The organism is Oleiphilus sp. HI0061, assembly GCF_001635675.1.
In genome coordinates this window covers 1-22,590 of sequence record NZ_LWFE01000036.1, presented here as the reverse complement: position 1 = coordinate 22,590, position 22,590 = coordinate 1, and the positions used below count along the sequence as shown (strand labels likewise).

Below are 22,590 nucleotides of genomic sequence, written 5' to 3'. Positions count from 1 at the left end.
AACGCAAAATAATTCACAGGAAAGCGTAATAAACTAGAAAAGATTTATATTCAGATTATTCGTTATATATATATAACCAAGGAAGAGAACAAACAGCAGATATTTTATTGCGGTAAAATACTGCTTTTTTAGAAACACCAAGATTTGACTTGGTGCGAAAGGAGAGACTCGAACTCTCACGCCGCAAGACACTAGAACCTAAATCTAGCGCGTCTACCAATTCCGCCACTTTCGCATCGTCAATTTTTTCGTATTCTAACCAACTTGCAACCCGTTGTAAATCAACAATTTGCAAAAGTTGGGGTGGACGAAGGGGTTCGAACCCTCGACCGCCGGAATCACAATCCGGAGCTCTACCAACTGAGCTACGCCCACCATTACCTGGCTTCTACCACTTAATAAATGGCGCGCCCGATAGGATTCGAACCTATGGCCTACGGCTTAGAAGGCCGTTGCTCTATCCAGCTGAGCTACGGGCGCTCGAATCCTTTTCTCTAAAAACCCTATTACACAAACAACATGAAACAAGATCTTTAAAATGGTCGGGGTAGAGAGATTCGAACTCCCGACATCCTGCTCCCAAAGCAGGCGCGCTACCAGACTGCGCTATACCCCGATCATACTTAAATCAGCTAACAACTCCTATTCACAAGCACTGCTGCCTGGAAAATTCCTCGTTGCCTCTCAAAGATGGCGCGAATAATACAGCCGGTTTTTTCGATCGTCAACAAATTTTAAAGCGAATTTTAGAAATTCTTTTAAAAAAGCAATTTATAAGCTTTTTATTCATAAAGGGTCATGAGAAAATGCCGCCATTCAAAATTCAGGGTTAGAGAGATCAAACATGACCGCAGCACTAATTGATGGAAAGAAAATCTCGCAAGAGGTAAAGGCTAAAGTGGCCGAAGGCGTAAAAGAAAGAGTCGCCCAAGGTAAGCGCCCTCCCGGGCTTGTGGTTATATTGGTAGGTGCTGACCCAGCATCTGAAGTGTACGTTCGAAACAAAACTAACTCTTGCGAACAAGTCGGCTTCAAATCCGAAACGCTGACACTTCCTACTGAAACAAGTCAGGAAGAGCTAGAAAGCCTTATTGACAAATATAATGCCGACGAAACAATCGACGGCATACTGGTTCAGCTCCCTCTGCCTGAACACCTAGACAGCGATCCTTTACTAGAACGTATACGCCCAGATAAAGATGTAGATGGCTTCCACCCTTTTAATATTGGCCGCCTTGCACAAAGAATGCCCCTACTCCGCTCCTGCACCCCAAAAGGCATAATGACTTTATTGGAAACAACAGGACAAACAATCAGAGGCAAAGATGCCGTTATCGTCGGCGCTTCTAATATCGTTGGTCGACCGATGGGCCTTGAGCTATTACTAGCTGGCTGCACTGTCACGACCACTCACCGCTTCACCAAAAACCTGCCCGAGAAGATATCTCAGGCCGACATCGTAGTCGTTGCCGCCGGCAAACCTGGCTTAGTAAAAGGTGAATGGATTAAGCCTGGCGCAATTGTTATCGACGTGGGTATTAACCGTTTGGACGATGGCCGCTTGGTGGGTGATATTGAATTTGATGTCGCGCAAGAGCGCGCTGGCTGGATTACACCTGTTCCTGGCGGTGTAGGCCCCATGACAGTTGCAACGCTGATGGAAAATACGCTTTATGCAGCGAATGAGCTGCATAGCTAAGTTGAAGCAAGCCTGTAGGAAGAGGTCTCCGTACCTCCCTGGCGGACTGGCACAAAGTTTCTATGAAGCACCGCATTAGCGAGAGGTAGAACCCTCTGCCTACAAAAGAATATATACCAAACTCCACGTAGGCGGGGCCTCCGGCCGCGCGAACGAAACCGCTAGGCTATCTGATACACCGTGGAAAGACTTGCGCCCCGAGACGGGCCGCCTACAACTACAAACGCGCTATCTCGACAGTCACTTGTAGGCAGATGTCTCCGTGCCTCGCTGGCGGACTGGCACAAAGTTTCTATGAAGCACCGCATTAGCGAGGGATAGAACCCTCTGCCTACGATTGAGTTTATTAGTGATTAAGAGCGGCGCCAGCTGGTACCATCTTTACTATCATCTAAGGTAATGCCCTGCTCTAACAACAGATCACGAATTCGGTCAGACTCCGCCCACTCTTTATTCGCACGTGCTTCTGTTCTTGCCACAACTAAAGTATCTATCTCATCATTTGATAAACCATCAGCCGAAGCTGCGCCTTTAAAGTAATCTTCAGGGTCTAATTGAAGAATACCCAAAGCTTCACCTAAAGAACGAAGCGTACTAGCCAAGGCCGCAACATTGTCACCTTCATCAGTACGTGCAACATTTAGCTCTCGAACCAAGTCAAACATCACGGCCAATGCTTCAGGCGTATTAAAGTCATCATCCATCGCTGTTTTAAAGCGCTCAAGATAAGACTCAACGCGCGCTTCAGAACTTAGCTCTGCCTCGCTCAAACCACGTAAAGACTGATATAAACGATCCAAGGTTGCTTGCGCTTCAACCAGGTTATCTTCGGAATAATCAACCTGACTACGATAGTGGCTAGACACTAGGAAGTAACGAATCACTTCAGCCGGATACTTTTCCAAGACTTCGCGAATGGTGAAGAAGTTACCCAAAGATTTAGACATCTTTTCTTTGTTTACACGAACAGCGCCTGCATGCATCCAGTAGTTCACATACTTCTGACCGGTTGCACCTTCAGACTGGGCAATTTCATTTTCATGATGTGGGAATTTTAAGTCTGGCCCGCCCCCATGAATATCAAAGGTATCACCCAAACAGCAAGTCGACATGGCTGAGCATTCAATATGCCAGCCAGGGCGACCATTCCCCCACGGGGATTCCCAGCTAGCCTCGCCTTCTTTTGCCGCTTTCCACAAAACAAAATCCAGTGGATTACGCTTATGCTTTTCAACATCGATACGCGCACCCGCCAACAGCTCTTCGGTATTACGCTTGCTTAGCTTACCGTAGGTTTCAAACTTATCGATCGCATAATAGACATCGCCATTGTCGGCAGCATAAGCATGCTCGTTGTCGATCAGACGTTGAATCATATCGATAATTTCCTGGATATGCGCCGTCGCTCTCGGCTCCTGGTCTGGAGACTTCACCGACAACGCCGCTTCATCCTCATGCATCGCATCGATAAAGCGCTGCGTTAAAGCATCGTAGGCCTCTCCATTCTCCGCCGCTCGGGCGAAGATCTTGTCATCTACATCGGTGATATTTCGGATATACGTAACGTCGTAGCCAGAGTGGCGCAAGTAACGCGTAATCACGTCAAAGCTGACCAGCACGCGAGCATGACCGATATGGCAATAGTCATACACCGTCATCCCACAGACATACATTTTGACTTTGTTTTCTTCAAGCGGCTTAAATACTTCTTTCTCTGCAGATAGCGTATTATAAATTTTCAATGACATATTCTTTACTCCATCTACTCTTACTTATTTGCTTGCCCAATTATCTTTTAAACCAATTGTGCGATTGAATACGACCTTACCTTCACTAGGCTTATGGTCATATCGATCGGCAACAAAGTAGCCTTCTCGCTCAAATTGGAAATTCGCCTCAGGCTCCGCTTTTGCTGCATCAGGCTCAAGGTAAGCCTTAATCACACTAAAGCTTTCAGGGTTAACATGCGTCATAAAATCTTCTTCACCCGCATCTGGGTTAGCATGATTGAAAAGACGGTCATATAAACGCACTTCCGCCTCGACACTCTGCTCAGCAGATACCCAGTGAATAACACCGCGAGGCTTAATTCCTTCGATATTATTGCCTACCGAGTCAGCAACCAAGCTAGCTTTCACTTCAACAATTTCACCCTGCTCATTCTTAACACTTTCTTCGGCCTTGATAATGTAGGCACCACGCAAGCGAACATAATCCCCTAAGACTAAGCGCTTGAACTTCTTACGCGACAAGGTTTGATCTTCAGTGTAATCACTCTTCTCGATGTAGAGTGTTTCAGTAAATGGCAGACTGCGACTCCCTAACTCCGGCTTACTAGGGTGACAGGCAGCATTCAGCAATTCGTCAGCACCCTGGGCGTTATTATCAGCCATGTTAGATATCGTCACCTTAATAGGGTTCATCACACACATGGCGCGCGCAGCATTGTCGTTTAAATCATCACGAATCGCTCGCTCAAGAATCGCCACGTCAATATCACTATTGTTCTTGCTTGAAACAGGGATCATATCGCAGAAGCTTTTTAGCGCAGTGGGCGTAAAGCCACGACGACGCATACCTGATACCGTTGGCATACGCGGGTCATCCCAACCTGAAACGACACTGTCATCCACCAACTTCTTAAGCTTACGTTTACTGGTAACGGTATAGTTCAAGTTCAAACGACCAAATTCGTACTGGCGAGGCTTACTCGGAACAGGTAGGTTTTCCGTAAACCACTCATATAAAGGCCGGTGAGCCTGAAACTCCAAGGTACAAATTGAGTGCGTCACACCTTCAATGGCATCTTCCTGCCCATGAGCAAAATCATAACTCGGATAAATACACCACTTATCACCCGTTTGATGATGAGAAGCCTTACGGATACGATAAAGAATCGGGTCACGCAAATTCATATTTGGTGAGGCCATATCGATCTTGGCGCGTAAAACACAAGCGCCTTCATCGTACTCACCGGCACGCATCTTCTCGAACTCAGCTAAATTCTCTTCAACTGTACGCTCTCGATAAGGACTTTCTTTACCAGGAGACGTCGCCCAACCACGATACTCTTTGGCTTCGGCAGGGGAAAGGTGACAAACATAAGCCAATTTTTGATTGATGAGATGCAAAGCCCAGTCATAAAACTTGTCGAAGTAGTTAGAAGCATAACGCACCTCACCCGACCAGTCGTAGCCTAACCACTTAACATCTTCCTGAATCGCATCAATATAGGCCTGCTCTTCTTTTTCAGGGTTGGTGTCATCAAAACGAAGGTTACACTCACCGCCATACTCTTTCGCTAAACCAAAGTTCAACCAAATAGAACGAGCGTGACCAATGTGTAAAAAGCCATTCGGCTCAGGAGGAAAACGCGTAACAACCTTGCCGCCATGCTTGTTATCGGCAATGTCCTGCTCGATAGCCTGCTGTAAAAAGTGCTTAACTTCGGTGTCTTTTTCAGGAGTGTTTTGTTCTGACATGCTGGGTGATAATCCGACGAAAAATAAAACCCGACATTATATAGAAATCGATACTAATAGAAAGTAATCAACGGGGTCAGACTCGATTGAAATTCAATCGAGTCTGACCCCGTTGATTCCAGAGTGGCGTTTTAGCTATTTCACTGTCGCGCCCTTTGGGCAATGCTTATCAATCTTGTTCATAAACCTAAATAAGGTCGGAATGTTATTGGCTACAATCGGAACCCCTGTCGTCAACAAAGACACCGACACATCACGCACCGGGTCGGCCCAGCATAGTTTATTGATCAAACCAATATGTCCAAATGATTGAGCGCTGTGTTTACCCCACATACCGAAGGGCTCACCGCCCAACATTAAGCCAGCACTGTAGCGCATAGGCAGCATAAGTGTTTGATCAAATTGGATACTGGAATATTCCTGAGTAAAGCGCTTAACCGTCATTGGGTGGCATACGCGGTTGCCTTCCCATACACCGTTATTCAACAGCATTTGGAAGAAGCGGCCTATCTCTTCTGCGGTTCCCATAATATTGCCAGCAGGAATAACCGCCTTTTTAAAACGTGGGTCATTAGTTACACTTTCAACCATATCAAGCGATCCACCCAATGCCCGCTCAATTAAAGCCGAAATAGGATAGAAAGGCCTAACGCCTGTCGCGTGATTATCGGCCACCCGATCAGCATAGCGCTCTTCCACACCATAGCGGAAATACTTCATGCCCATCGGTTTTCTGACACGCTCATCCAAGAAGTCTTGAATACTTTTTCCGGTAACCTGCCTAACCACACGTTCAAGAATATAGCCACCCGTCAAGGCGTGGTATGCCAACCGGTTGCCTTTTGAAGACTGAGGCTTGGTCTCACACAAGATGCGCCAGATTTCATCGTTATCCCACAAGACTTCAGGGGGAACACCTTTCGGTAATCCAGGAACACCCGCTCTGTGGGACAAGACCTCGTGAATCGTGACATTCTTTTTGCCATTCTTACCAAACTCCGGTGCATAGAAGCTAATAGGATCATGCAGATGAACGAGTTTATCTTCAGAAAGCAGGTGCATCAAAAAAGCCGTAACTGCCTTAGAAGCGGAAAACAAACAGACAGGAGTATTAGGACGCATAAGAACACGAGCATCACCTTCTTGTGCGTCAGGACCATTACCAACCGCATGACCAATCGCACGATCAAGTATTACTTTTCCTCGTCGGCGCATACTAATTGAAACGCCTGGGTACAACGCAGTGCTATAAATATCCTCCACCGATTTCCAAATCGCCTCAACGCCTTCTCTGGTCATACCAACTGATTCTGGGTCAGCCTCGTTAACACAATCGGAGGTAATCACAGAAGAAAGCGACGAGGGCATATCAATGGTATGACTCACCTTTTGTCGAATCTGCTTATGTACCCCTTTATAGAGAGAGGCTTTTTTAAAGATATTCCCTGCATCGGTACTCATATTCATTCCACTACTCATTGTGCACCCTATTCTTTTATATTCTGCCTAAACGATAAAGCGATTAATAAATTAGAGCAATAACTCAGATCAATTTTGTCATTAATAATTGAGTATTTTTTCAGTTTTTTAACTATCACCGAAGCCATAGCGATTCAAAGCCAATTTATATACAATGCGCCTGAACAAGTTCTTCTACATTATCAACAGGAAAGCCAAGACTCATGATCTTATTAAAAACCAACCACGGTGATATCACACTTAAGTTAGATTTCGAAAAAGCGCCAGTGACTGCTAAAAACTTCGAGCAGTATGTTAAAGAAGGTTTTTACAACGGTGTTATCTTCCACCGAGTGATCAGTAACTTCATGATTCAAGGTGGTGGTTTTGAGCCAGGCATGAACCAGAAAACTACCCGTGAAACTATCAAGAACGAAGCAAACAATGGTCTAAGCAACAAGAACTACACCGTTGCCATGGCTCGTACTATGGACCCTCACTCAGCGTCTGCACAGTTCTTTATCAATGTTAAAGACAACACGTTCCTAGACTATACGGCTGAAACAATGGAAGGCTGGGGTTATGCAGTATTTGGTGAAGTCGTTGAAGGTCAAGACGTTGTCGATAAGATCAAAGGCGTTAAGACCACGACTAAAGCTGGCCACCAAGACGTGCCAGTTGAAGACGTGATCATTGAAGAAGCTAGCGTTCTTGAAGGTGAAGCAGCTGAAGATGGTGAATAAGACCTCGTCATGAGCACTTATTTTATTTCAGATCTGCATCTGGAAGAGTCACGCCCTGATATTATCAGGGCTTTCTTTTTATTCCTCGACTCTATTCAAAACGATGCTGACAAGCTCTATATTCTTGGTGATTTCTTCGAAAGTTGGATTGGTGACGATGAAAACACCGAACTTCAGCTTGAAGTAAAACAGCGCCTCAAAGCCCTCAGTGAGCAAGGTTGCCAACTTTTCTTTATGCACGGTAATCGTGACTTTTTAGTAGGCGATGTTTTCGCACAAGAAACTGGCGCCACCCTACTTGATGATCCATGTGTTATCGACGTAGCAGGCGAACCAACACTGCTTATGCATGGCGATAGCCTCTGTACTGCTGATACCGGCTACATGAAATTCAGAGCAACCATTCGTAACCCCGCTTTCTTGGCTCCCTTCTTAAAGCGCCCGATTGAAGAGCGAAAAATCACAGCTCAGCAACTTCGAGCAATGAGCCAAGCGAATAACCAGGATAAAAGCACAGAGATCATGGACGTAACGCCTGAAGAGGTGATTCGTGAACTTGAAGCACATAAGGTTCAACACATGATACACGGGCATACTCATCGCCCAATGATTCACGAAGTCGAAGCAAACGGCTTACCAGCTGTACGAATCGTATTAGGTGACTGGGACAAGCATGTTTGGTATCTGAAAGTCGATCAAGATGGCGAACATCACTTTAAAAACTATCTTCTCGAAGAACAAAACCCGAATATATAAACAATGAGCAAACACCCTCACTTTGACTCCATTATTATTGGCGGGGGTGCCTCAGGTTTAATGTGCGCACTAACAGCCGGTCAACTTGGCAAGCGCGTTTTGGTTCTCGACAGCAGCAATAAAGTCGGCAAGAAAATATTGATGTCTGGCGGCGGCCGCTGCAACTTTACCAACTACTATGTAGAGCCCAGCAACTATCTTTGCAGCAACCCTCACTTTGTAAAATCTGCCCTTGCGCGCTACACCCAATGGGACTTCATCGGCCTGGTCGATAAACATGGCATCTCTTATCATGAACGCTCTCATGGCGAGCTGTTCTGCGATAATTCAGCAAAAGATATTCTGAAGATGCTACTCGATGAGTGCAGCGACGCCGGTGTCGAGATCAAAACCAAATGCCAGGTGGAGTTTATCGAAACCCTAGACGAAAGTGATGAGCAGCGCTATATACTTCGCTCTAACGCCGGTGTTTTCACGTGCCGTTCCTTGGTGATCGCAACCGGTGGCCTATCCATTCCTACACTAGGTTCAAGCGGCTTTGGCTACGATATTGCCGAACAATTTAACCTGCCTCTCAAAGAACGTTCAGCGGGATTAGTCCCTTTCATTTTCACCGATCAAACCAAAGCGCTTACTGAACGCTTATCAGGGTTAGCGGTTGACGTGACAATGGAAACCAACGGCACCACATTTCGAGAGAACATGCTGTTCACTCATCGCGGCATTAGCGGCCCTGTTGCCCTACAATGCTCCAACTATTGGAAGCAAGGCGACCTTATTCATATCAACCTGTTACCTGATCTAGATGTTGAAGCCACACTACTTGAATTCAAGTCATCGAAGCCAAAATCTCTTCTCAGGAATATATTGTCTGAACATTTCTCCAAAGCCTTTTGTTTAGAACTACAAGCTCTATTTTGGAAAGCTGAAGCAGAAAAACCGATGGGCGAATTTACCGACAGCACCATTAGATCGATTGCCACTCACCTAAACAACTGGACACTAAAACCCGCCGGAACAGAAGGCTACCGGACCGCTGAAGTCACCTTGGGCGGTGTCGACACCGATGTTATTGCTTCCAAAACAATGGAGTGTAAAACCCAGCCAGGCTTATATTTTATCGGTGAAGTGCTTGATGTCACTGGCTGGCTAGGCGGATTTAATTTTCAGTGGGCCTGGGCTTCTGGTGTTGCTGCGGGTGAGAGTGTTTAGCTTGTACCGAGTGAATTAAAACGAAGACATGCTGAATAAAACGAAGACAAAAGTTGGCGGACTTTCAGCCGAAAAATCACATATCCAATTGTTTTATATATAAATAGCTAATATTTAGCTTTGTCTTCGTTTTTTAGTTAAACGTTTGCAATTCCCTTTCTCGATAAGATTTCATCGACCATTCCTGAATATTCGCATGCAGTTTCAGTCATTGATAATAGCTGTTTGCGCAACAATTCCTTTAGCATCTCATTTTCTTCCTGCATATAACGCTCGTACAAATTGCTTACTTCTTCAATCTTCTCCATTTTATTCAAAATTAAAGGCAAACGATTTCTTGAGTTTAACTCCAAAATGCGAATCGATATTTCTGCACAACTGCTTCCAGATAACCAACAAACAATAGGCCCATGCTGCTACTCCGGCAGGAGTTCGATGACGCGGTTCATTCTAGATTCCAACGAACCGCCTAAGATTTCAAATGCAACGTTGCACTTCGTTAGCTCTTCTAAATACCAGCTGTGCTGCCAGAACCTGAAGTCTTCATCTTTTCTGGTGCCGTCTTGGACCAATGGAAAGTCTGGCTCACATAAAAATACATGATGGTATGGGCGTTCAGCGAAAGCGCTTATTATATTACAGCGCTGCTTAAAAAGTGCATGTGAATAGCAAAGCGTTGTAACAGGAGAAGTATCACAAAAGATATACCGTCTCGCCTGTCTCTGAGCGAGATCCTCTTTATGAGTCTGTGTAATGCAAATATCTATCAGATCTTCTGGCGTAAGGTCGCCATTTTTTTCTTCCCATAAATCTCTGCCGTATTCTTCAACCAGCGGCTCATTAAATTGTTCAGAGAGAAGCCGAGATAGCTTTGATTTACCTGTTGATTCAGCCCCTAGGAAAACAATCTTTTGGACGCTAAAGTCAGCTTGGACAGATTGATCGATTAGCCCATTGTCTTGGTTCCGAGTAGAACGCATAAGTGAGCCACTTACCGGATAAGTTTCCCTGTTGAGGTCGACACAAACATGCTCGACAGGAGAACCAAAACCAGTCGCTGGATCACTCAGAAATTGAGCGAAGCCATCCCCATATTCTTCACTCGTAAAGACTGCATCAACTTCCAAACCAAACTTGTATGAAAGAAGTCGATAGGTGAAATGCCAATGCATATGGTCAGCTTCACTATTGCTGGGCATTGGAAGATTCCAAGCGCTATGAGCTCGCCAAGACTCGACCGTGGCAGCATCAACACACAGAACGCTAGCGGATGGAAAAACTGATTTTATCCAATGCTCTCTTATCTTGGCAGAGCAGGATGGAAACTCAGGCCTTGAGTAGCTGATGACGACAACATCTTCACACTGATTAAATGCGTTTTGTATTAGATACTCGTGCCCTTTATGAAGAGGTGAAAATTTTCCAACGACTAATCCGCGCTTAAAGGGCTTTGTTGCCAAGTCTTTTCTCCCTTATTTTCACTCCTGTATATTTTTATCCACGAATACAGCCCATACCACGCATTGCACCAGAACAAGCCGTACACAAACGCCGTCAGATAAAGCTCTCGGGAGAAGTAAAGCGGGACAGCGACGGTATCTACGATCAACCAGCAAACCCATGTCTCTAGCCTTCTCTTCATCAAAAGAAACTGCGCAAGAACGCTAAACATGAGAACAATTGAATCGATAAATGGCGCGTACGCATCCGTCATCTCATGCAAAAGCCATCCATAGGCTAAGGTTGCTAAGACTGCAGCTGCTATGAATGAAACGAAATTTGTCATTTTGGTTCGCTGAATCGGGTGTAATTGTTTTTTAGCCCCCCAATACATCCAGCCATAGATGCTCGTGAGTATGAAGAACACCATCAGCGTGACGTCTGCATAGAGATTGACCTGATAGAACAGAACGGCAAACAAGCCGCAGCCTATGATACCAGTCCACCACGTGTTTACATTGTTTCTCGCTGCCAATATGACGCTGATAACAAATACTGCGTTTGCAGACCATTCCAAATAGCTAATCAAAATATGTTCCTTAAATCACTTGAATATTGAATTATTTTTTTATCGCTGCTTACTTTCTCAAACAGATTGATCTGAACCTGTTGGCCAAGCTTAGTTTCCAATAACTGTTTAATTGAATCCGAATACGTCTCATTCGGCAAAGTTATAGTCAGTGTACCTTCTGCATATTGATGCAAAGAAAACTGAGATAATGGAAATTTCTGTAGCATATGCGTGACATCAACATTGTTAAGCCATACACCATCTTTAGTCTTATACTGAACCGGCGGCCGCCCTTCTAGATCTCTGATGTACCAATGCCCGTCTTCAAGCTCGAGTCTTCCAAAATCACCGGTGCGATAACGTATCAACGGCAGATAATCGTTAAACCCACCGGTCAAAACAATCTCCCCTCTTTCTCCGCAATCAACCGGATTGCCATTGGCATCAAGGATCTCGACTAGAAGTTTTGACTGAAGAAGTCGAAAGCCTTCTTTGCCGGGCACACTGCAACCTACTGGCCCAACCTCATTCAGAGAATATAAATCTAAGATCGGACACTTATACCGAGATTCAAAATCATCCCGAACTGCTTTCAACAAAGTCATTGACGTACTGAGTATTGCCTTCGGCCGATGCCTAAACGGGATCATTGAAAGTTCTGACAAAGATATTGGGTCGCCAGAGATAAGGTCTGGTTTGTTGAGGTCGATGTAAAGCTCCCGATCATCAGGACTACCCCAATCGTTTGGATGAAAATTTAACTTCAACAACGCTTTATTGTTCAGATAGGGAGACACAGACGCATAAGTGAAACAACTCTCTTGAAACCCTGCCAAGATAACAGCGAGATCACTTCGGAACTCTCCCGTATCCACGTAATTCCACAATAGAGCTTTCTTATGATAAGCGCTGTATCTTGCTGCGACGATGGGATGAGATGGTATCGTTAACGCGTGCCCAGTTGTACCGGATGTTTCATAAGCAATTATCCGATCAAGAGGCAAATGATCAGGCACAAAATCAGTGATACTTACACTCAAATCTGAACGATCAATTGTTGGATAGTCTTCGAATCTTTGGACGCTTTTATCGTAATGTTTATAGAAAGGAACACTCTCAAGGCATTTTCCTAGAAAAGGATCGATCCATTTATTTTCGCCGGCGCAGGCTGAAGCATTAAGATTGGTTTCTTCACGGGTAAAATGACCTAATTCGTCTAGCTCATGTTGAGCCAGATGATGACCTGATTGATTCCTGAATATTGGCGCATGAGGCTGATCAACCAAGTGCTTAAGACGAGCACTTCCAGACTCGTCTAAATTTGGCATACGCTCATAATCATTCCAGGGCGCTGCTTGCATGATTATTCCCGTGTCATCTTGTCAGCCGCTTCTTTGGCTTTTTGTTTAGCTAAAGCAACTCGAAGATCGTGAGCTCTTTGCTCTGCTACTTTCGCGGCTTTGAGAACCTTCATTCTTTCCAGCGAGCTAACCGCTTGTAATCTATCTTCAGCTTGGTTGTTTGTCTCTCCTTTTGGTCGCAGGTTTATGGAAGACAGTACAACTCGAATAAACTCTTCTCTTCTATCAACATCATTGATGTATACCTTGTTGGTTCCAGCTTGGGCCAGTTCTTTAGCTGTGTTTTCAAAGGCATCCAACAGAAGAGCCAGTTCAAACCTAAAGCCCTTAAAGCTGTTATCCATTAAAAAATACGCGATCAACATCGTTGCGCGATACCAATCACATTGCTCATAAGGCCGTTTAAAACGAGTGAGTTCTGATGCTCGCACTGAGGTGCTTAAATCATATAGAGCATCATGAACTAGAGCATAAAAGTAAGGTGGTAATTGAGGGTTTAACAATTCTTTAGGGAACTCGGTTAGCCGATGGTGCAATACGTTGATATCGGGGCCTTCGGCACTACCATTGCTACGAGTTATGAGTTGAGTCATTATTCTGCTCCCTCATAGTGTTTTCTGCTAAATGCCCGAGCAAAATCAGTCATCGCTTCCCAAGACGTCACCGGGAATATATCCCAACCTTGTTGAGCCTCGGCTTGCTTTAAAGCGGCATCATGGTCCGCCATCCATTTATTGTTAGGTGGCAAGGGATAATCCCAGTGTAAATTTAACACCATCGTACCGCCGCCCTTTGCATTCTCTAATGCCTGCTTAGATATACCCCAGCCTGAGTTACCTTTTTCATCCGTGTCAAAAAGTGTTGTGACGCCATCATCCGACAAAATCACAATATGGGAGTTTCTAGTCCTTGGTTTCTCTATGTGGGTCTTTCTTAGAATATGTATCGGGAATGCTGTTGCGCCGCCCAAGTAGTCAGTCAAAACATTGAGAATTAACTCTTCGTTCCTTACAAAGCCATTGGTGGTTTTGAACTGCCTTGCGCCACTCCATAAAGTGACTTGAACTGCAGCGCCGGCTCTCAGTGCTGACAAGCATAGAATAGCGCCAGCAATCGTCGTGTATGACGTATTTTGTTGTGGGTTTGGCATTGAGCCAGAGCAATCTACATATAAATCTAAATCGCAAGGTTCTACCTCTGGCTCTGCACCCTCGTCAAATCCCCATTCTCGCTTAACGGTGGTAACACCCGGTATCACCTTGTGACTCATGGACATTGAGCTAAACCAGTCCACATCTTCAATTGGCTCCCCCGGTTCCCAAAGAGTTGTTCCTTCCGGAATAAGTTCGGTTTTCACGAGCTGCCTCTTTGATGGAAACGAAACCAGATGTGGTATTGAGCGCTCACGGTAATAACGCACTGCGATTTGATGATCTGATAGGTCGATACCTGCGGATTTTAAAATTTCCCCATACTCGAATGGTTCACGATACTGGCCATTGCCATCTGATTGTGAGCTTTCACCTAGGTTAGATTCCCTTGCTCCTGCCTCATTTGCGCTCGCATCGCCGATCAAATCTGGATCCATTGATGGGTGAATATTATCCATTTCACCCTGATCCTTATTGATCAAGCCGGAAGGAAACTGCCCGGCTCCAGCATGTTTTGTATCCATTAACTTGGCTATCTGATCTGCCGTATTTTTTTCTTCAGCCAAGTAAGGCAATAAGAGGGACGCAAATCTAGACGCCCCCTTAAGCCAATCCTCTGCATAGACCTTTATAATTCTCGCACCCAACCATGCATCTCCCTCCATGGCATCAGAATCCGACTGCCCTCCTAGAGAGCCCGATTTAAGCTGCCATAGATGCTCATAGATACGCATGTAAAGATGCCATACTCGGCTATTCGATCCCCCTTGATCTATTCGCTTGTAGACCTCGTCCATTCTGAGGCCAAACTGACGCTGGAGATGGTTGTTAATTAGTAGGTCTGAATACAGGTTGGCGACCATACCTGCCTGGTTCTCTAACGTAGGAAGGCAGACATGGATTCTCGCTATCATACGGGCATGATCTGTGAGTGTTGCTGGCGAAAGAATATGGTGACCAATCTCGTGAGCAAGCACTTCAACTGCATAGTCTTGAAGCTTGTATTTGGTGATCGCTTCTAAATCAACTACGACAGCCTGATCATTCAAACGGATCATGGCAAAGCTACCAGATAAGCCCTGTTTTGAAGCTTCTAGATGCGTCTCACATAAAAGTGGGTTTCTTAATTGTGTATAGCGACTCCACAAAGCAAGCGCTTCACTCCAGGATGACTGCCAACGCTCTAAAAGCGACTCGTCGGTTATCATGATGAGCGACCTTTACTTGTATTCAAGACCGCAGATCCCGAACACTCAGTAATGATGACTGAGAAAGTCTCCGGCGAGGTAAATACGAGTGTATCGTCAAGTTGTGCGACCGAATTGATATCTGTAAGGTCGCTGAAACGGCCGAGCGATATGAGTTTTGGGTTGTAACTTATCTGTTGATCTATTTGTTTTAGATCTTCAAGTTGTAGATTCTCGCTGGGAATGAGTGTCGCCCCAAATGAATCGGCATAGAGTCTCCAAATATGCGTGTCAGAAAGAACATACAGTTGGTCACCTTCAACGAAGATCTTGGGTGGTAAGGGGAAATCCCCACCAACAATACTGCATTGGCCAACCCGGTATTTTTCATGAATCTCCGTGCCGGATGTACTGGCCTTTATGTGTTGAGGTTTGAACCATCTACTCGCATTTAATTGGTCAAAATGAAAATTGAGATCATGACTGTCAGAGAGCTTAAATAGTTTTCTGGATACTTCGTCTGGTAGCTCATTAATTTTGTTCAGCGCTATTTCTCTGTACTGAGCCAATCCCGCCAACCAAGCACAAACAACGCCCGTTATCTTGAACTGTTCGATTGAGTTGATTACATCACAAGACTTAATCATCAGATCAAGCCAGGCATTCGGTTTCTCTTCACCAAAAGCCAAAATATTGCTTAACGAATTACTTGTTCCAGCAAATAGTGCACCCGGGCTTTCCGTAAGAAGAGAATCAACCTTTGGATATAGGCTATTCCAGACTTTGAATAGCAGCGCTTTTTTAGACTCTGATTTCAACCAATTAAAACTGGCCAGTTCTAGTCCATACTTGAAACCCGCATGAGCTACATGAAACGTAATTTGGTTACTCTGACCATCTAAGGTCAGGACTACTGGATCTAAGCATTCGGTCAAAAACCAATTAAAGTCATCTAGATTTAAATTTGGGTACTGATGTCTGACGCTCGCAACCATTTGATTACAAGTGTCTCTTTCAGCTTGGAAATATGCCTTGAGCGCCGCTGACTTCATTGAACAAGCCCCTATGACTCAAGCCACTTGAGATAGTTCGTATAGCGCTGATGCAAATATTTAAGTTTTACGACATCCTCGTAGATGTGCCCATACATTTTCTTGCCCTCTACGAGTTTCGCTATTTCCGTCTCAATACGATTGATTCGTTTTTTAGCTTGCTTTGCAGTTAAGCCATCAAGACCTTCTTCAAACTCATTCGACAACTCTTCTACAGGGTCATTCTTATCCAAGTTAAGTTTATCGAATTCCCTACATGAAGAATCAAAGAGGTGACGCAACCAGCCGATCTTATCGCTTCGATAAAAAGTATTCTCAGACAGTTCGAAAAACGGTGAATCCATGTCAGCAAAAAGCCGGGAATGAAAAACGAATGGGAGTACTTGCCTTACATCGTTTAACTCAACCGTGTCATTACCCCTAAAAAACGCGAGAGCTTTAGCAAACTGTAGTAGTGACATCAAAGAACGAACTGAGATTCCGTTTAGGGTCTGACAACCAAGATCTTTTAGACGATCACGACCATTATCAATAGACGCTAACACATGTGATTTGACGCCTGATAATCGTGACGTGTCCTTTGTTTTATATTCAAACTGAGAGGCAGAATACTCCGAATACTCAAAGTGACTCGTAAAGAACTCTATTCTGCGCCGAATCCCTGCAGGTACTGTGATATTGCGTATCGCTAGCGACATGTCTGAGATCTCATCTTCGGTGAAAATGATCTGAGGTGGAACCATATCTTCTGGCTTTACACCTTCTTCAATACGTAGAAGCAACTGATTCAGAAATCTAGGGTTAAATGACAAAGCTTGGACAACGACATCAATACGATCTTTTAAGGCTTCGATCACCTGGTAGGTTCCGCCACCCTGATCATCATTTGCAGTTAAATACCAGGCCGCATCAGGACATTCAAAGACCTGGTTGTAGAGTTCTGCGTAGTTGTCTCCCATCACAGTCAGCAAAGCGCTTTGCGTTCGTGTAGGGATACGGTTGTATTCATCGACTATTTTTACGCGCATTCCAAGCCATTTCCGCCACGATATGCGGATGTCTTCGATCGCTTCGGCCGAGGCCAGATCCGATGGCAAGGGATTACCCAGCAAATCAGCCACTGTCATCTGCGGATGGCCATGTTGCATGGCTCGTTTAACTTCTTTTGTCGTATAACCGCCCATGATACCCATCAAGATTGCACTAGCCGTTTTACCCCGGCCTGGTCCGCCAATGAAAAGGCATTTACTTTGAGTAGCGAACGTGAGGAGTGGCAATAAGATAAAGCTTGAGTAAGACTGTTCAGTTGGGAGGTTTAGCGTACTGTGACTGTCTCCCGCCCTAAACTGTTGCGGAGACTGATCATTATATTCGATATCATAGTGAGGACTGATTATCGCGTTATTAACGATCCAAAAGTAAGCCTGCCTAAGCTTTTCATCTAGTCCCGTGCTAGTTTCTTGAGCGTCACTTTCACCTGAACCAAAAGGCCCATCATACAAATCTGAAACATCGAAAGACTTAGCTTTGGAGTGTGCCTTTGGTTTGGTTGGTGAGGCCGATAAGCGGCCAAATAAATTGAATTTACTCATTAATAGTTCTCTTGATTCAACCAAGAATCAAATATCTAAATTATATTTTTCGTTATTAAGGTTCAGCTTGAACTATCCCAAGCCCGACAAAGCTTATCTACACGTTTCAATAGCGTCGGAAAGCGAAAACCACCATCCATGTTTATTATTTGTTGCTTAGCAATTTCAATATCCAATCCAGCCGCAGTCACATACAGCGGTTTGTCGCTCTTACCTCTGTATACTTCATAATTTGAACCGATACTCTTGAATCGATTTTTAGCGACACCGACAACCGGAATGCTACCACCTAAAGCATCATAAAGATGTTTACCAAGGCCAGGTCTTTTCTCTCCATCTAAGAATACATACCCATCAACAACGATAACATCTGGTTTTAGCGAGTGCTCATTTATTAGTTCGAGAATACAAGGCAGCTCTCGCTTATAAAACTCACCGGGAGTGTAATCTTCAACAGACTGAACTTTGCTAACAACCTCAATCGTCGGTTCTTTATCAGTCCAATCATCAAAAATAACACCACCGATTAATCCCGTATCGTTTTTATAGTCAACGTCAACAGCTAGAATCATTAAGATTTTCTTCCAACTCTTCACTAAAAACTTTGATACCCGATTTGTTGCACAGTTTGCTTTCTCTAAACCTTTTTAGCTGGCCGCAGCTATACATCCCATCGATCTCGAGTCTTTTGATATGAGGCAGATTTTCTGCATTTATAAAAATATCTGGAAAAGTGTAGCTGCTAATATTACTTCCCCCTAGGCTCAACCAAGCATCTTCCAATACGCTAAAACCGGACGTCAATAGATTGTCATGAGTCTTAGAGGTTAACGGTTCGCCATCACTCGTTATGATTTCAAGATTGCGCAGTCTTTTGAAAAGTATTGGCCTATCTAGTCTAAAATTACCATGAATAACGAGTGATTCGACTGAATGTAGACTCTCAAGTAAGCTTGTTAAATCGCCAAGTAAACTTGGAGCCCAACCATCACGATTACAATACAATTCATCAATACCTAGTGACAGATGCTCTAAAAGAGGAAAGCTAGTTCCAGACAAGATTTCTATAGCTTTTTCATAATTAAATGAAGATCCAGGAGGAGTATAGTCGCAGTGACCTATACATATTGAACGGAGCTGTTGAGGTAAGCCAGACTTAACAAGAGCTTCCAAAATATGAAGACTTTTTCCTCCAAGCAAAATTGAAACAGAAGTACATTCCCTGGGAATACCGTCCAACACTTTATAACCATTATGTTCGGTCTGTGGTACGCCGATAATCAGGTCTGTTTTATCTCTATCTATTGAGCGCTGTTCTTCTGGGAGTTCAAGTATTATTTGTTCGAACTCAAGATTGCTCGGAAGGTCCGTCTTATTTCTAAACACTGAGAACATTATGAATCAATCGCCGCGACTAAAAACATCAAGATATCATAATTCACTAGAAATGAGGGGCTGAAAATCAGAAAACATGGGAACGAATAAGACCAAAATGAAAACATCTTAAATATGAGCAATTAATTATATTTATCAATAACTTATATTTGTCTTCGTTTTTATTCTCTCAAACCCTTTTTTTAGGCTACCGAGGAATAAGGGTTTCAGAGGACTTTTGTCTTCGTTTTTATTCCTTCGATACATGATTGATCAAATTAGGATCAGCGAAAAAAGTCATTTTTGACGCTGACCCTAATCATTTAGCTATTTCTTCAACTGATACCCCGTCCTAAATATCCACCATACGCCAACAATACACAGAAGCAGAAAGCCACTAATAGCCGCCAGACTTGCTACCATGCTGACGTCTGAAATCTCGTAAAAACTCCAGCGAAAGCCGCTTACCAAATACAAAACAGGGTTGAATAAAGTGATGGTCTGCCAGATCTGCGGCAGCATGTTGACAGAGTAAAAAGTACCGCCCAAAAACACTAAAGGCGTAATCACCAGTAAAGGAATCACCTGAAGCTTTTCAAAGTTATCGGCCCAGATGCCGATAATAAAACCGAACAAGCTGAAGGTAATGGCCGTCATCACAAGGAAGACCATCATCCAAACCGGATGCGCTATTTGTAGCGGTACAAACAGGCTCGCCGTTGCGAGAATAATCAAGGCAAGTATGATCGACTTCGTTGCTGCGGCCCCCACGTAGCCAAGCAAGGCTTCGAAGTATGAAACAGGTGCAGAAAGTAGCTCATAAATGGTGCCGCTAAACTTAGGAAAATAAACTCCAAATGAAGCGTTAGAAATACTCTGCGTTAACAAAGAAAGCATAATCAAGCCTGGTACGATAAAGGCCCCATAGCTAACTCCGTCCACTTCATTAATCCTCGAGCCAATCGCAGAACCAAAGACGACAAAATACAAAGAGGTAGAGATAACTGGCGAGACAATGCTCTGGAAAATGGTTCGCTTTGTACGGGCCATTTCAAACTTATAAATCGCGGCAACTGCGTGACGGTTCATGCGGACTCCTTAACAAGCGATACAAAGATATCTTCTAATGAGCTCTGGTCAGTCTTTAAATCTTTAAACTGAATCCCCTCTTCAGACAAGTGCTGGAGCAAGGTCGCAATACCCGTATGATCTTCTAGCGTGTCGTAGGTATAAACAAGTTGCAGGCCATTATTATTCAGCACTAGATCGAAACCTTTTAGGCTCGTTGGCAAACTAGATAGCTCGGTCTTCAGGTCGAGGGTTAATTGCTTCTTCCCTAACTTACGCATCAATTCTGTCTTCTCTTCAACCAAGACTAATTGACCATTATTGATCACACCAATACGGTCAGCAATTTCTTCTGCTTCCTCAATATAGTGTGTGGTGAGGATAATCGTGACCCCCTTTTCTCGAAGCTTACGGACCAACTCCCACATATCTTTTCGCAGCTCAACATCAACCCCAGCTGTCGGCTCATCCAAGAATAAAATCTTGGGTTCATGCGACAGCGCTTTGGCTATCAACACACGGCGCTTCATACCACCTGACAACTCCATAATACGGTTATCTTTCTTATCCCACAGTGATAAGTCTTTTAGCGTCTTCTCGATATAAGCCGTGTTAGGCGCTTTACCAAATAAGCCTCGACTAAACGTCACGGTATCCCATACAGTCTCAAATGAGTCAGTCGTTAACTCTTGTGGAACCAGACCAATCATTTCACGCGTATGGCGGTAGCCTTTGATAATATCCTCACCGTCGACAGTCACGGTGCCGGAAGATGGATTGACTATACCGCAAATGGTACTGATTAAGGTCGTCTTACCGGCCCCGTTCGGACCGAGTAAAGCAATGATTTCAGATTTTTCTATTGTAAGGTTAATACCACTGAGCGCTTGAAAACCACCAGCATAAACCTTAGACAAGTTTTCGATTTGAATAATGGGAGTCATGATTTTGCATACCCTAATTTCTATAACAGTACGTTAAACGATTTTGCTTGTGCCTGACTATGCTCATAAATGGAATTCAGAAATTTGGGCTCAACGTACTGAAGAATACCGCTGCTGCAATACAAAGGGATTTGGAAGAAGCTGAAGCGAACAAGCTTTATCCGCAGAGTTATGATCTTAAGGCGGCCTAGCCTTTTTCAAAGGGGTCAGACTCGATTGATTTTCAATCGAGTCTGACCCCTTTGAAAACCTTCGACCTACGATCACCGCCCGTCTTTCTCGGGTGACTTGCCCTACCGGTCTGCGCTTCAATTTGAGACTTGAATTGCTCACTTCCCAGTACCCATGCCTTATTTGTTACTGTGCGAATCTCTTCAAGCGTCTGTTCTTTTATCTCGTACGTAAATAGAGAACGATATATCGACCGTCTTTTTTCTGGCGATACGGATAAAGACAAGTATTCGAAATGAGGTGAGATTAGCTCGCTTTGTGCTCCCAAAGCATTAACACGATAACTAGACCAAGGGTAATTAGATGGGTGGGCCACCATATTGGCCCGAACAGGATTTAGCTCGATATATCGATAGCAAGTTAGTAAATAGAGAGCTGAGTCAATAAGAGACGCTTTATAACGCCCTTCCCACAACGTACCCGTTCGGCGGTACTTTTTATTAAAGTACTGAACATAGTAACGCCCAATATTCTGTATTGTTTTTGATATGCCGTCTTCCACTTGAGGTGTAATCAGCAAATGTACGTGATTGGTCATCAAGACATAAGCATGTACTTCACAAGAGTATGCTCGACACGCGTCATTCAGTTTATCTAGATAGAACAAATAATCGTCATTTTGATGAAAAATCGCTTCACGGTTATTACCTCTAATAATCACGCGCTGCGGATGGCCTGGAATCACAAACCGGGGTAATCTCGCCATATTGACCTCCCTGTCTTCTGGCGTTGAACACTAAATCTACACTAACTTTTCAGCAGCTTCTTTTCAACGGAGTCAGACTCGATTGGTTTTCAATCGAGTCTGACTCCGTTGAAAAAGATACACTAGCTCTGATTATTCTTTATAATCCCAGCATTCGAATTTATACAAGCAGTTATTACCATGAACACTCCTACACAGATTACTGTTGCTTATCAGGGAATTGAGGGTGCTTATTCGCACTTGGCCTGTAAGAAGGTCTTTCCTGATCATCGTGCCCTCGCTTGCGAGAACTTTCAAAGCGCTATTCAGCTGGTGGAACAAGGCCAGGCTGACTATGCGATGATCCCGCTTGAGAATTCGACCGCCGGGCGTGTTGAGGAGATTTATCGTTTATTACCCAATACGCATTTGAGCATTATTGCCGAGCACTTTGAGCCGGTGAATCATTGCTTGCTTGCCCTACCCGGAACTCAACTTGAGGCGATTAAGACAGTGTCTTCTCATCCTCAAGCTTTGGCGCAGTGCTTTCATCGTTTGGAAGCTTTAAAGATCACCCCTTTAGT

Annotated in this window: 21 protein-coding genes and 4 tRNA genes; 5 read left to right on the top strand and 20 right to left on the bottom strand. The window is 44.2% G+C overall.

What is annotated here, in order from left to right; genetic code table 11:
• Positions 1-150 precede the first annotated feature (150 nt).
• The 4 genes from A3735_RS00620 to A3735_RS00605 all read right to left on the bottom strand — a co-directional run bounded on the left by A3735_RS00620 (position 151) and on the right by A3735_RS00605 (position 616).
• A tRNA-Leu gene (locus tag A3735_RS00620) sits at positions 151-235 on the bottom strand.
• 64 nt (positions 236-299) lie between these two features.
• A tRNA-His gene (locus A3735_RS00615) sits at positions 300-375 on the bottom strand.
• Between the two features lie 28 nt (positions 376-403).
• Positions 404-480 (bottom strand) — tRNA-Arg (locus tag A3735_RS00610).
• A gap of 59 nt (positions 481-539) precedes the next feature.
• Positions 540-616, bottom strand: a tRNA-Pro gene (locus tag A3735_RS00605).
• Between the two features lie 228 nt (positions 617-844).
• Here A3735_RS00605 and folD point away from each other — a divergent pair.
• On the top strand, positions 845-1,699 hold the full coding sequence (folD, locus tag A3735_RS00600; protein WP_068554101.1) for a bifunctional methylenetetrahydrofolate dehydrogenase/methenyltetrahydrofolate cyclohydrolase FolD: 855 nt from the start codon (positions 845-847) through the stop codon (positions 1,697-1,699).
• A gap of 353 nt (positions 1,700-2,052) precedes the next feature.
• Here the strand turns inward: folD and cysS are convergent, their stop codons facing one another.
• The 3 genes from cysS to A3735_RS00585 form a co-directional block, all read right to left on the bottom strand.
• Complete coding sequence (cysS, locus tag A3735_RS00595) at positions 2,053-3,447, bottom strand: cysteine--tRNA ligase (RefSeq protein ID WP_068554099.1); 1,395 nt, start codon at positions 3,445-3,447, stop codon at positions 2,053-2,055.
• Between the two features lie 24 nt (positions 3,448-3,471).
• Entirely contained in the window at positions 3,472-5,181 is a 1,710-nt protein-coding gene (locus A3735_RS00590; protein ID WP_068554097.1) for a glutamine--tRNA ligase/YqeY domain fusion protein, read from the bottom strand.
• 135 nt (positions 5,182-5,316) lie between these two features.
• Complete coding sequence (locus tag A3735_RS00585; protein ID WP_197470058.1) at positions 5,317-6,660, bottom strand: serine hydrolase; 1,344 nt, start codon at positions 6,658-6,660, stop codon at positions 5,317-5,319.
• A gap of 203 nt (positions 6,661-6,863) precedes the next feature.
• Between A3735_RS00585 and A3735_RS00580 the strand changes: the two genes are divergently transcribed.
• The 3 genes from A3735_RS00580 to A3735_RS00570 are packed head-to-tail and all read left to right on the top strand — an operon-like array spanning position 6,864 to position 9,350.
• Positions 6,864-7,382 (top strand): peptidylprolyl isomerase, encoded by a 519-nt coding sequence (locus A3735_RS00580; RefSeq protein ID WP_068510343.1) that lies wholly within the window; start codon positions 6,864-6,866, stop codon positions 7,380-7,382.
• Positions 7,383-7,391: 9 nt separating this feature from the next.
• Complete coding sequence (locus A3735_RS00575) at positions 7,392-8,138, top strand: UDP-2,3-diacylglucosamine diphosphatase (protein WP_068510342.1); 747 nt, start codon at positions 7,392-7,394, stop codon at positions 8,136-8,138.
• Positions 8,139-8,141: 3 nt separating this feature from the next.
• Positions 8,142-9,350: an NAD(P)/FAD-dependent oxidoreductase gene (locus A3735_RS00570; RefSeq protein WP_068554095.1), complete on the top strand. Its 1,209-nt coding sequence runs from the start codon at positions 8,142-8,144 to the stop codon at positions 9,348-9,350.
• 137 nt (positions 9,351-9,487) lie between these two features.
• Here A3735_RS00570 and A3735_RS29420 read toward each other — a convergent pair whose 3' ends face one another.
• The 13 genes from A3735_RS29420 to A3735_RS00510 form a co-directional block, all read right to left on the bottom strand.
• Complete coding sequence (locus A3735_RS29420) at positions 9,488-9,679, bottom strand: hypothetical protein (RefSeq protein ID WP_156495174.1); 192 nt, start codon at positions 9,677-9,679, stop codon at positions 9,488-9,490.
• 87 nt (positions 9,680-9,766) lie between these two features.
• Positions 9,767-10,810, bottom strand: coding sequence for an AAA family ATPase (locus A3735_RS00565; RefSeq protein WP_068637356.1), 1,044 nt, complete (start codon positions 10,808-10,810; stop codon positions 9,767-9,769).
• Positions 10,780-11,379 carry a nicotinamide riboside transporter PnuC gene (gene pnuC, locus A3735_RS00560; protein WP_082865337.1) on the bottom strand — a complete coding sequence of 200 codons (600 nt, stop codon included), beginning with the start codon at positions 11,377-11,379 and terminating at the stop codon, positions 10,780-10,782. The genes A3735_RS00565 and pnuC overlap by 31 nt, the downstream gene beginning before the upstream one ends.
• Positions 11,376-12,722: a hypothetical protein gene (locus A3735_RS00555; protein WP_068506652.1), complete on the bottom strand. Its 1,347-nt coding sequence runs from the start codon at positions 12,720-12,722 to the stop codon at positions 11,376-11,378. The genes pnuC and A3735_RS00555 overlap by 4 nt, the downstream gene beginning before the upstream one ends.
• A 2-nt stretch (positions 12,723-12,724) precedes the next feature.
• Complete coding sequence (locus A3735_RS00550; RefSeq protein WP_068506657.1) at positions 12,725-13,315, bottom strand: hypothetical protein; 591 nt, start codon at positions 13,313-13,315, stop codon at positions 12,725-12,727.
• The gene (locus tag A3735_RS00545) at positions 13,315-15,081 is read right to left on the bottom strand and encodes a hypothetical protein (protein ID WP_068554093.1); all 1,767 of its coding nucleotides are present in this window, start codon (positions 15,079-15,081) and stop codon (positions 13,315-13,317) included. Before A3735_RS00545 ends, A3735_RS00550 begins: the two co-directional genes overlap by 1 nt.
• A complete protein-coding gene (locus tag A3735_RS00540) occupies positions 15,078-16,112 on the bottom strand; it encodes a hypothetical protein (RefSeq protein WP_068554091.1) in 1,035 nt (344 codons plus the stop codon). Before A3735_RS00540 ends, A3735_RS00545 begins: the two co-directional genes overlap by 4 nt.
• Positions 16,113-16,123: 11 nt before the next feature.
• On the bottom strand, positions 16,124-17,704 hold the full coding sequence (locus tag A3735_RS00535; protein WP_068506664.1) for an AAA family ATPase: 1,581 nt from the start codon (positions 17,702-17,704) through the stop codon (positions 16,124-16,126).
• Positions 17,705-17,766: 62 nt separating this feature from the next.
• Entirely contained in the window at positions 17,767-18,276 is a 510-nt protein-coding gene (locus A3735_RS00530; protein WP_068506668.1) for an endonuclease V, read from the bottom strand.
• Positions 18,260-19,099, bottom strand: coding sequence for a hypothetical protein (locus tag A3735_RS00525; RefSeq protein ID WP_068553751.1), 840 nt, complete (start codon positions 19,097-19,099; stop codon positions 18,260-18,262). Before A3735_RS00525 ends, A3735_RS00530 begins: the two co-directional genes overlap by 17 nt.
• Positions 19,100-19,405: 306 nt before the next feature.
• Positions 19,406-20,167, bottom strand: coding sequence for an ABC transporter permease (locus A3735_RS00520; RefSeq protein WP_068553750.1), 762 nt, complete (start codon positions 20,165-20,167; stop codon positions 19,406-19,408).
• Positions 20,164-21,090 (bottom strand): ABC transporter ATP-binding protein, encoded by a 927-nt coding sequence (locus A3735_RS00515; RefSeq protein WP_068506675.1) that lies wholly within the window; start codon positions 21,088-21,090, stop codon positions 20,164-20,166. The genes A3735_RS00520 and A3735_RS00515 overlap by 4 nt, the downstream gene beginning before the upstream one ends.
• A 223-nt stretch (positions 21,091-21,313) precedes the next feature.
• Entirely contained in the window at positions 21,314-22,027 is a 714-nt protein-coding gene (locus A3735_RS00510) for a transposase (protein ID WP_068553749.1), read from the bottom strand.
• A 180-nt stretch (positions 22,028-22,207) separates the two neighbouring features.
• On the opposite strand from A3735_RS00510, the gene A3735_RS00505 reads away from it, so the two are divergent.
• Positions 22,208-22,590: prephenate dehydratase domain-containing protein (locus tag A3735_RS00505; RefSeq protein WP_304439950.1), on the top strand; the 383-nt coding region annotated here is incomplete at its 3' end.

Coding starts and splice junctions, on each gene's coding strand:
- folD (WP_068554101.1), top strand. CDS start 845: ATGACCGCAGCACTAATTGATGGAAAGAAAATCTCGCAAGAGGTAAAG.
- cysS (WP_068554099.1), bottom strand. CDS start 3,447: ATGTCATTGAAAATTTATAATACGCTATCTGCAGAGAAAGAAGTATTT.
- A3735_RS00590 (WP_068554097.1), bottom strand. CDS start 5,181: ATGTCAGAACAAAACACTCCTGAAAAAGACACCGAAGTTAAGCACTTT.
- A3735_RS00585 (WP_197470058.1), bottom strand. CDS start 6,660: ATGAGTAGTGGAATGAATATGAGTACCGATGCAGGGAATATCTTTAAA.
- A3735_RS00580 (WP_068510343.1), top strand. CDS start 6,864: ATGATCTTATTAAAAACCAACCACGGTGATATCACACTTAAGTTAGAT.
- A3735_RS00575 (WP_068510342.1), top strand. CDS start 7,392: ATGAGCACTTATTTTATTTCAGATCTGCATCTGGAAGAGTCACGCCCT.
- A3735_RS00570 (WP_068554095.1), top strand. CDS start 8,142: ATGAGCAAACACCCTCACTTTGACTCCATTATTATTGGCGGGGGTGCC.
- A3735_RS00555 (WP_068506652.1), bottom strand. CDS start 12,722: ATGCAAGCAGCGCCCTGGAATGATTATGAGCGTATGCCAAATTTAGAC.
- A3735_RS00550 (WP_068506657.1), bottom strand. CDS start 13,315: ATGACTCAACTCATAACTCGTAGCAATGGTAGTGCCGAAGGCCCCGAT.
- A3735_RS00545 (WP_068554093.1), bottom strand. CDS start 15,081: ATGATAACCGACGAGTCGCTTTTAGAGCGTTGGCAGTCATCCTGGAGT.
- A3735_RS00540 (WP_068554091.1), bottom strand. CDS start 16,112: ATGAAGTCAGCGGCGCTCAAGGCATATTTCCAAGCTGAAAGAGACACT.
- A3735_RS00535 (WP_068506664.1), bottom strand. CDS start 17,704: ATGAGTAAATTCAATTTATTTGGCCGCTTATCGGCCTCACCAACCAAA.
- A3735_RS00530 (WP_068506668.1), bottom strand. CDS start 18,276: ATGATTCTAGCTGTTGACGTTGACTATAAAAACGATACGGGATTAATC.
- A3735_RS00525 (WP_068553751.1), bottom strand. CDS start 19,099: ATGTTCTCAGTGTTTAGAAATAAGACGGACCTTCCGAGCAATCTTGAG.
- A3735_RS00520 (WP_068553750.1), bottom strand. CDS start 20,167: ATGAACCGTCACGCAGTTGCCGCGATTTATAAGTTTGAAATGGCCCGT.
- A3735_RS00515 (WP_068506675.1), bottom strand. CDS start 21,090: ATGACTCCCATTATTCAAATCGAAAACTTGTCTAAGGTTTATGCTGGT.
- A3735_RS00510 (WP_068553749.1), bottom strand. CDS start 22,027: ATGGCGAGATTACCCCGGTTTGTGATTCCAGGCCATCCGCAGCGCGTG.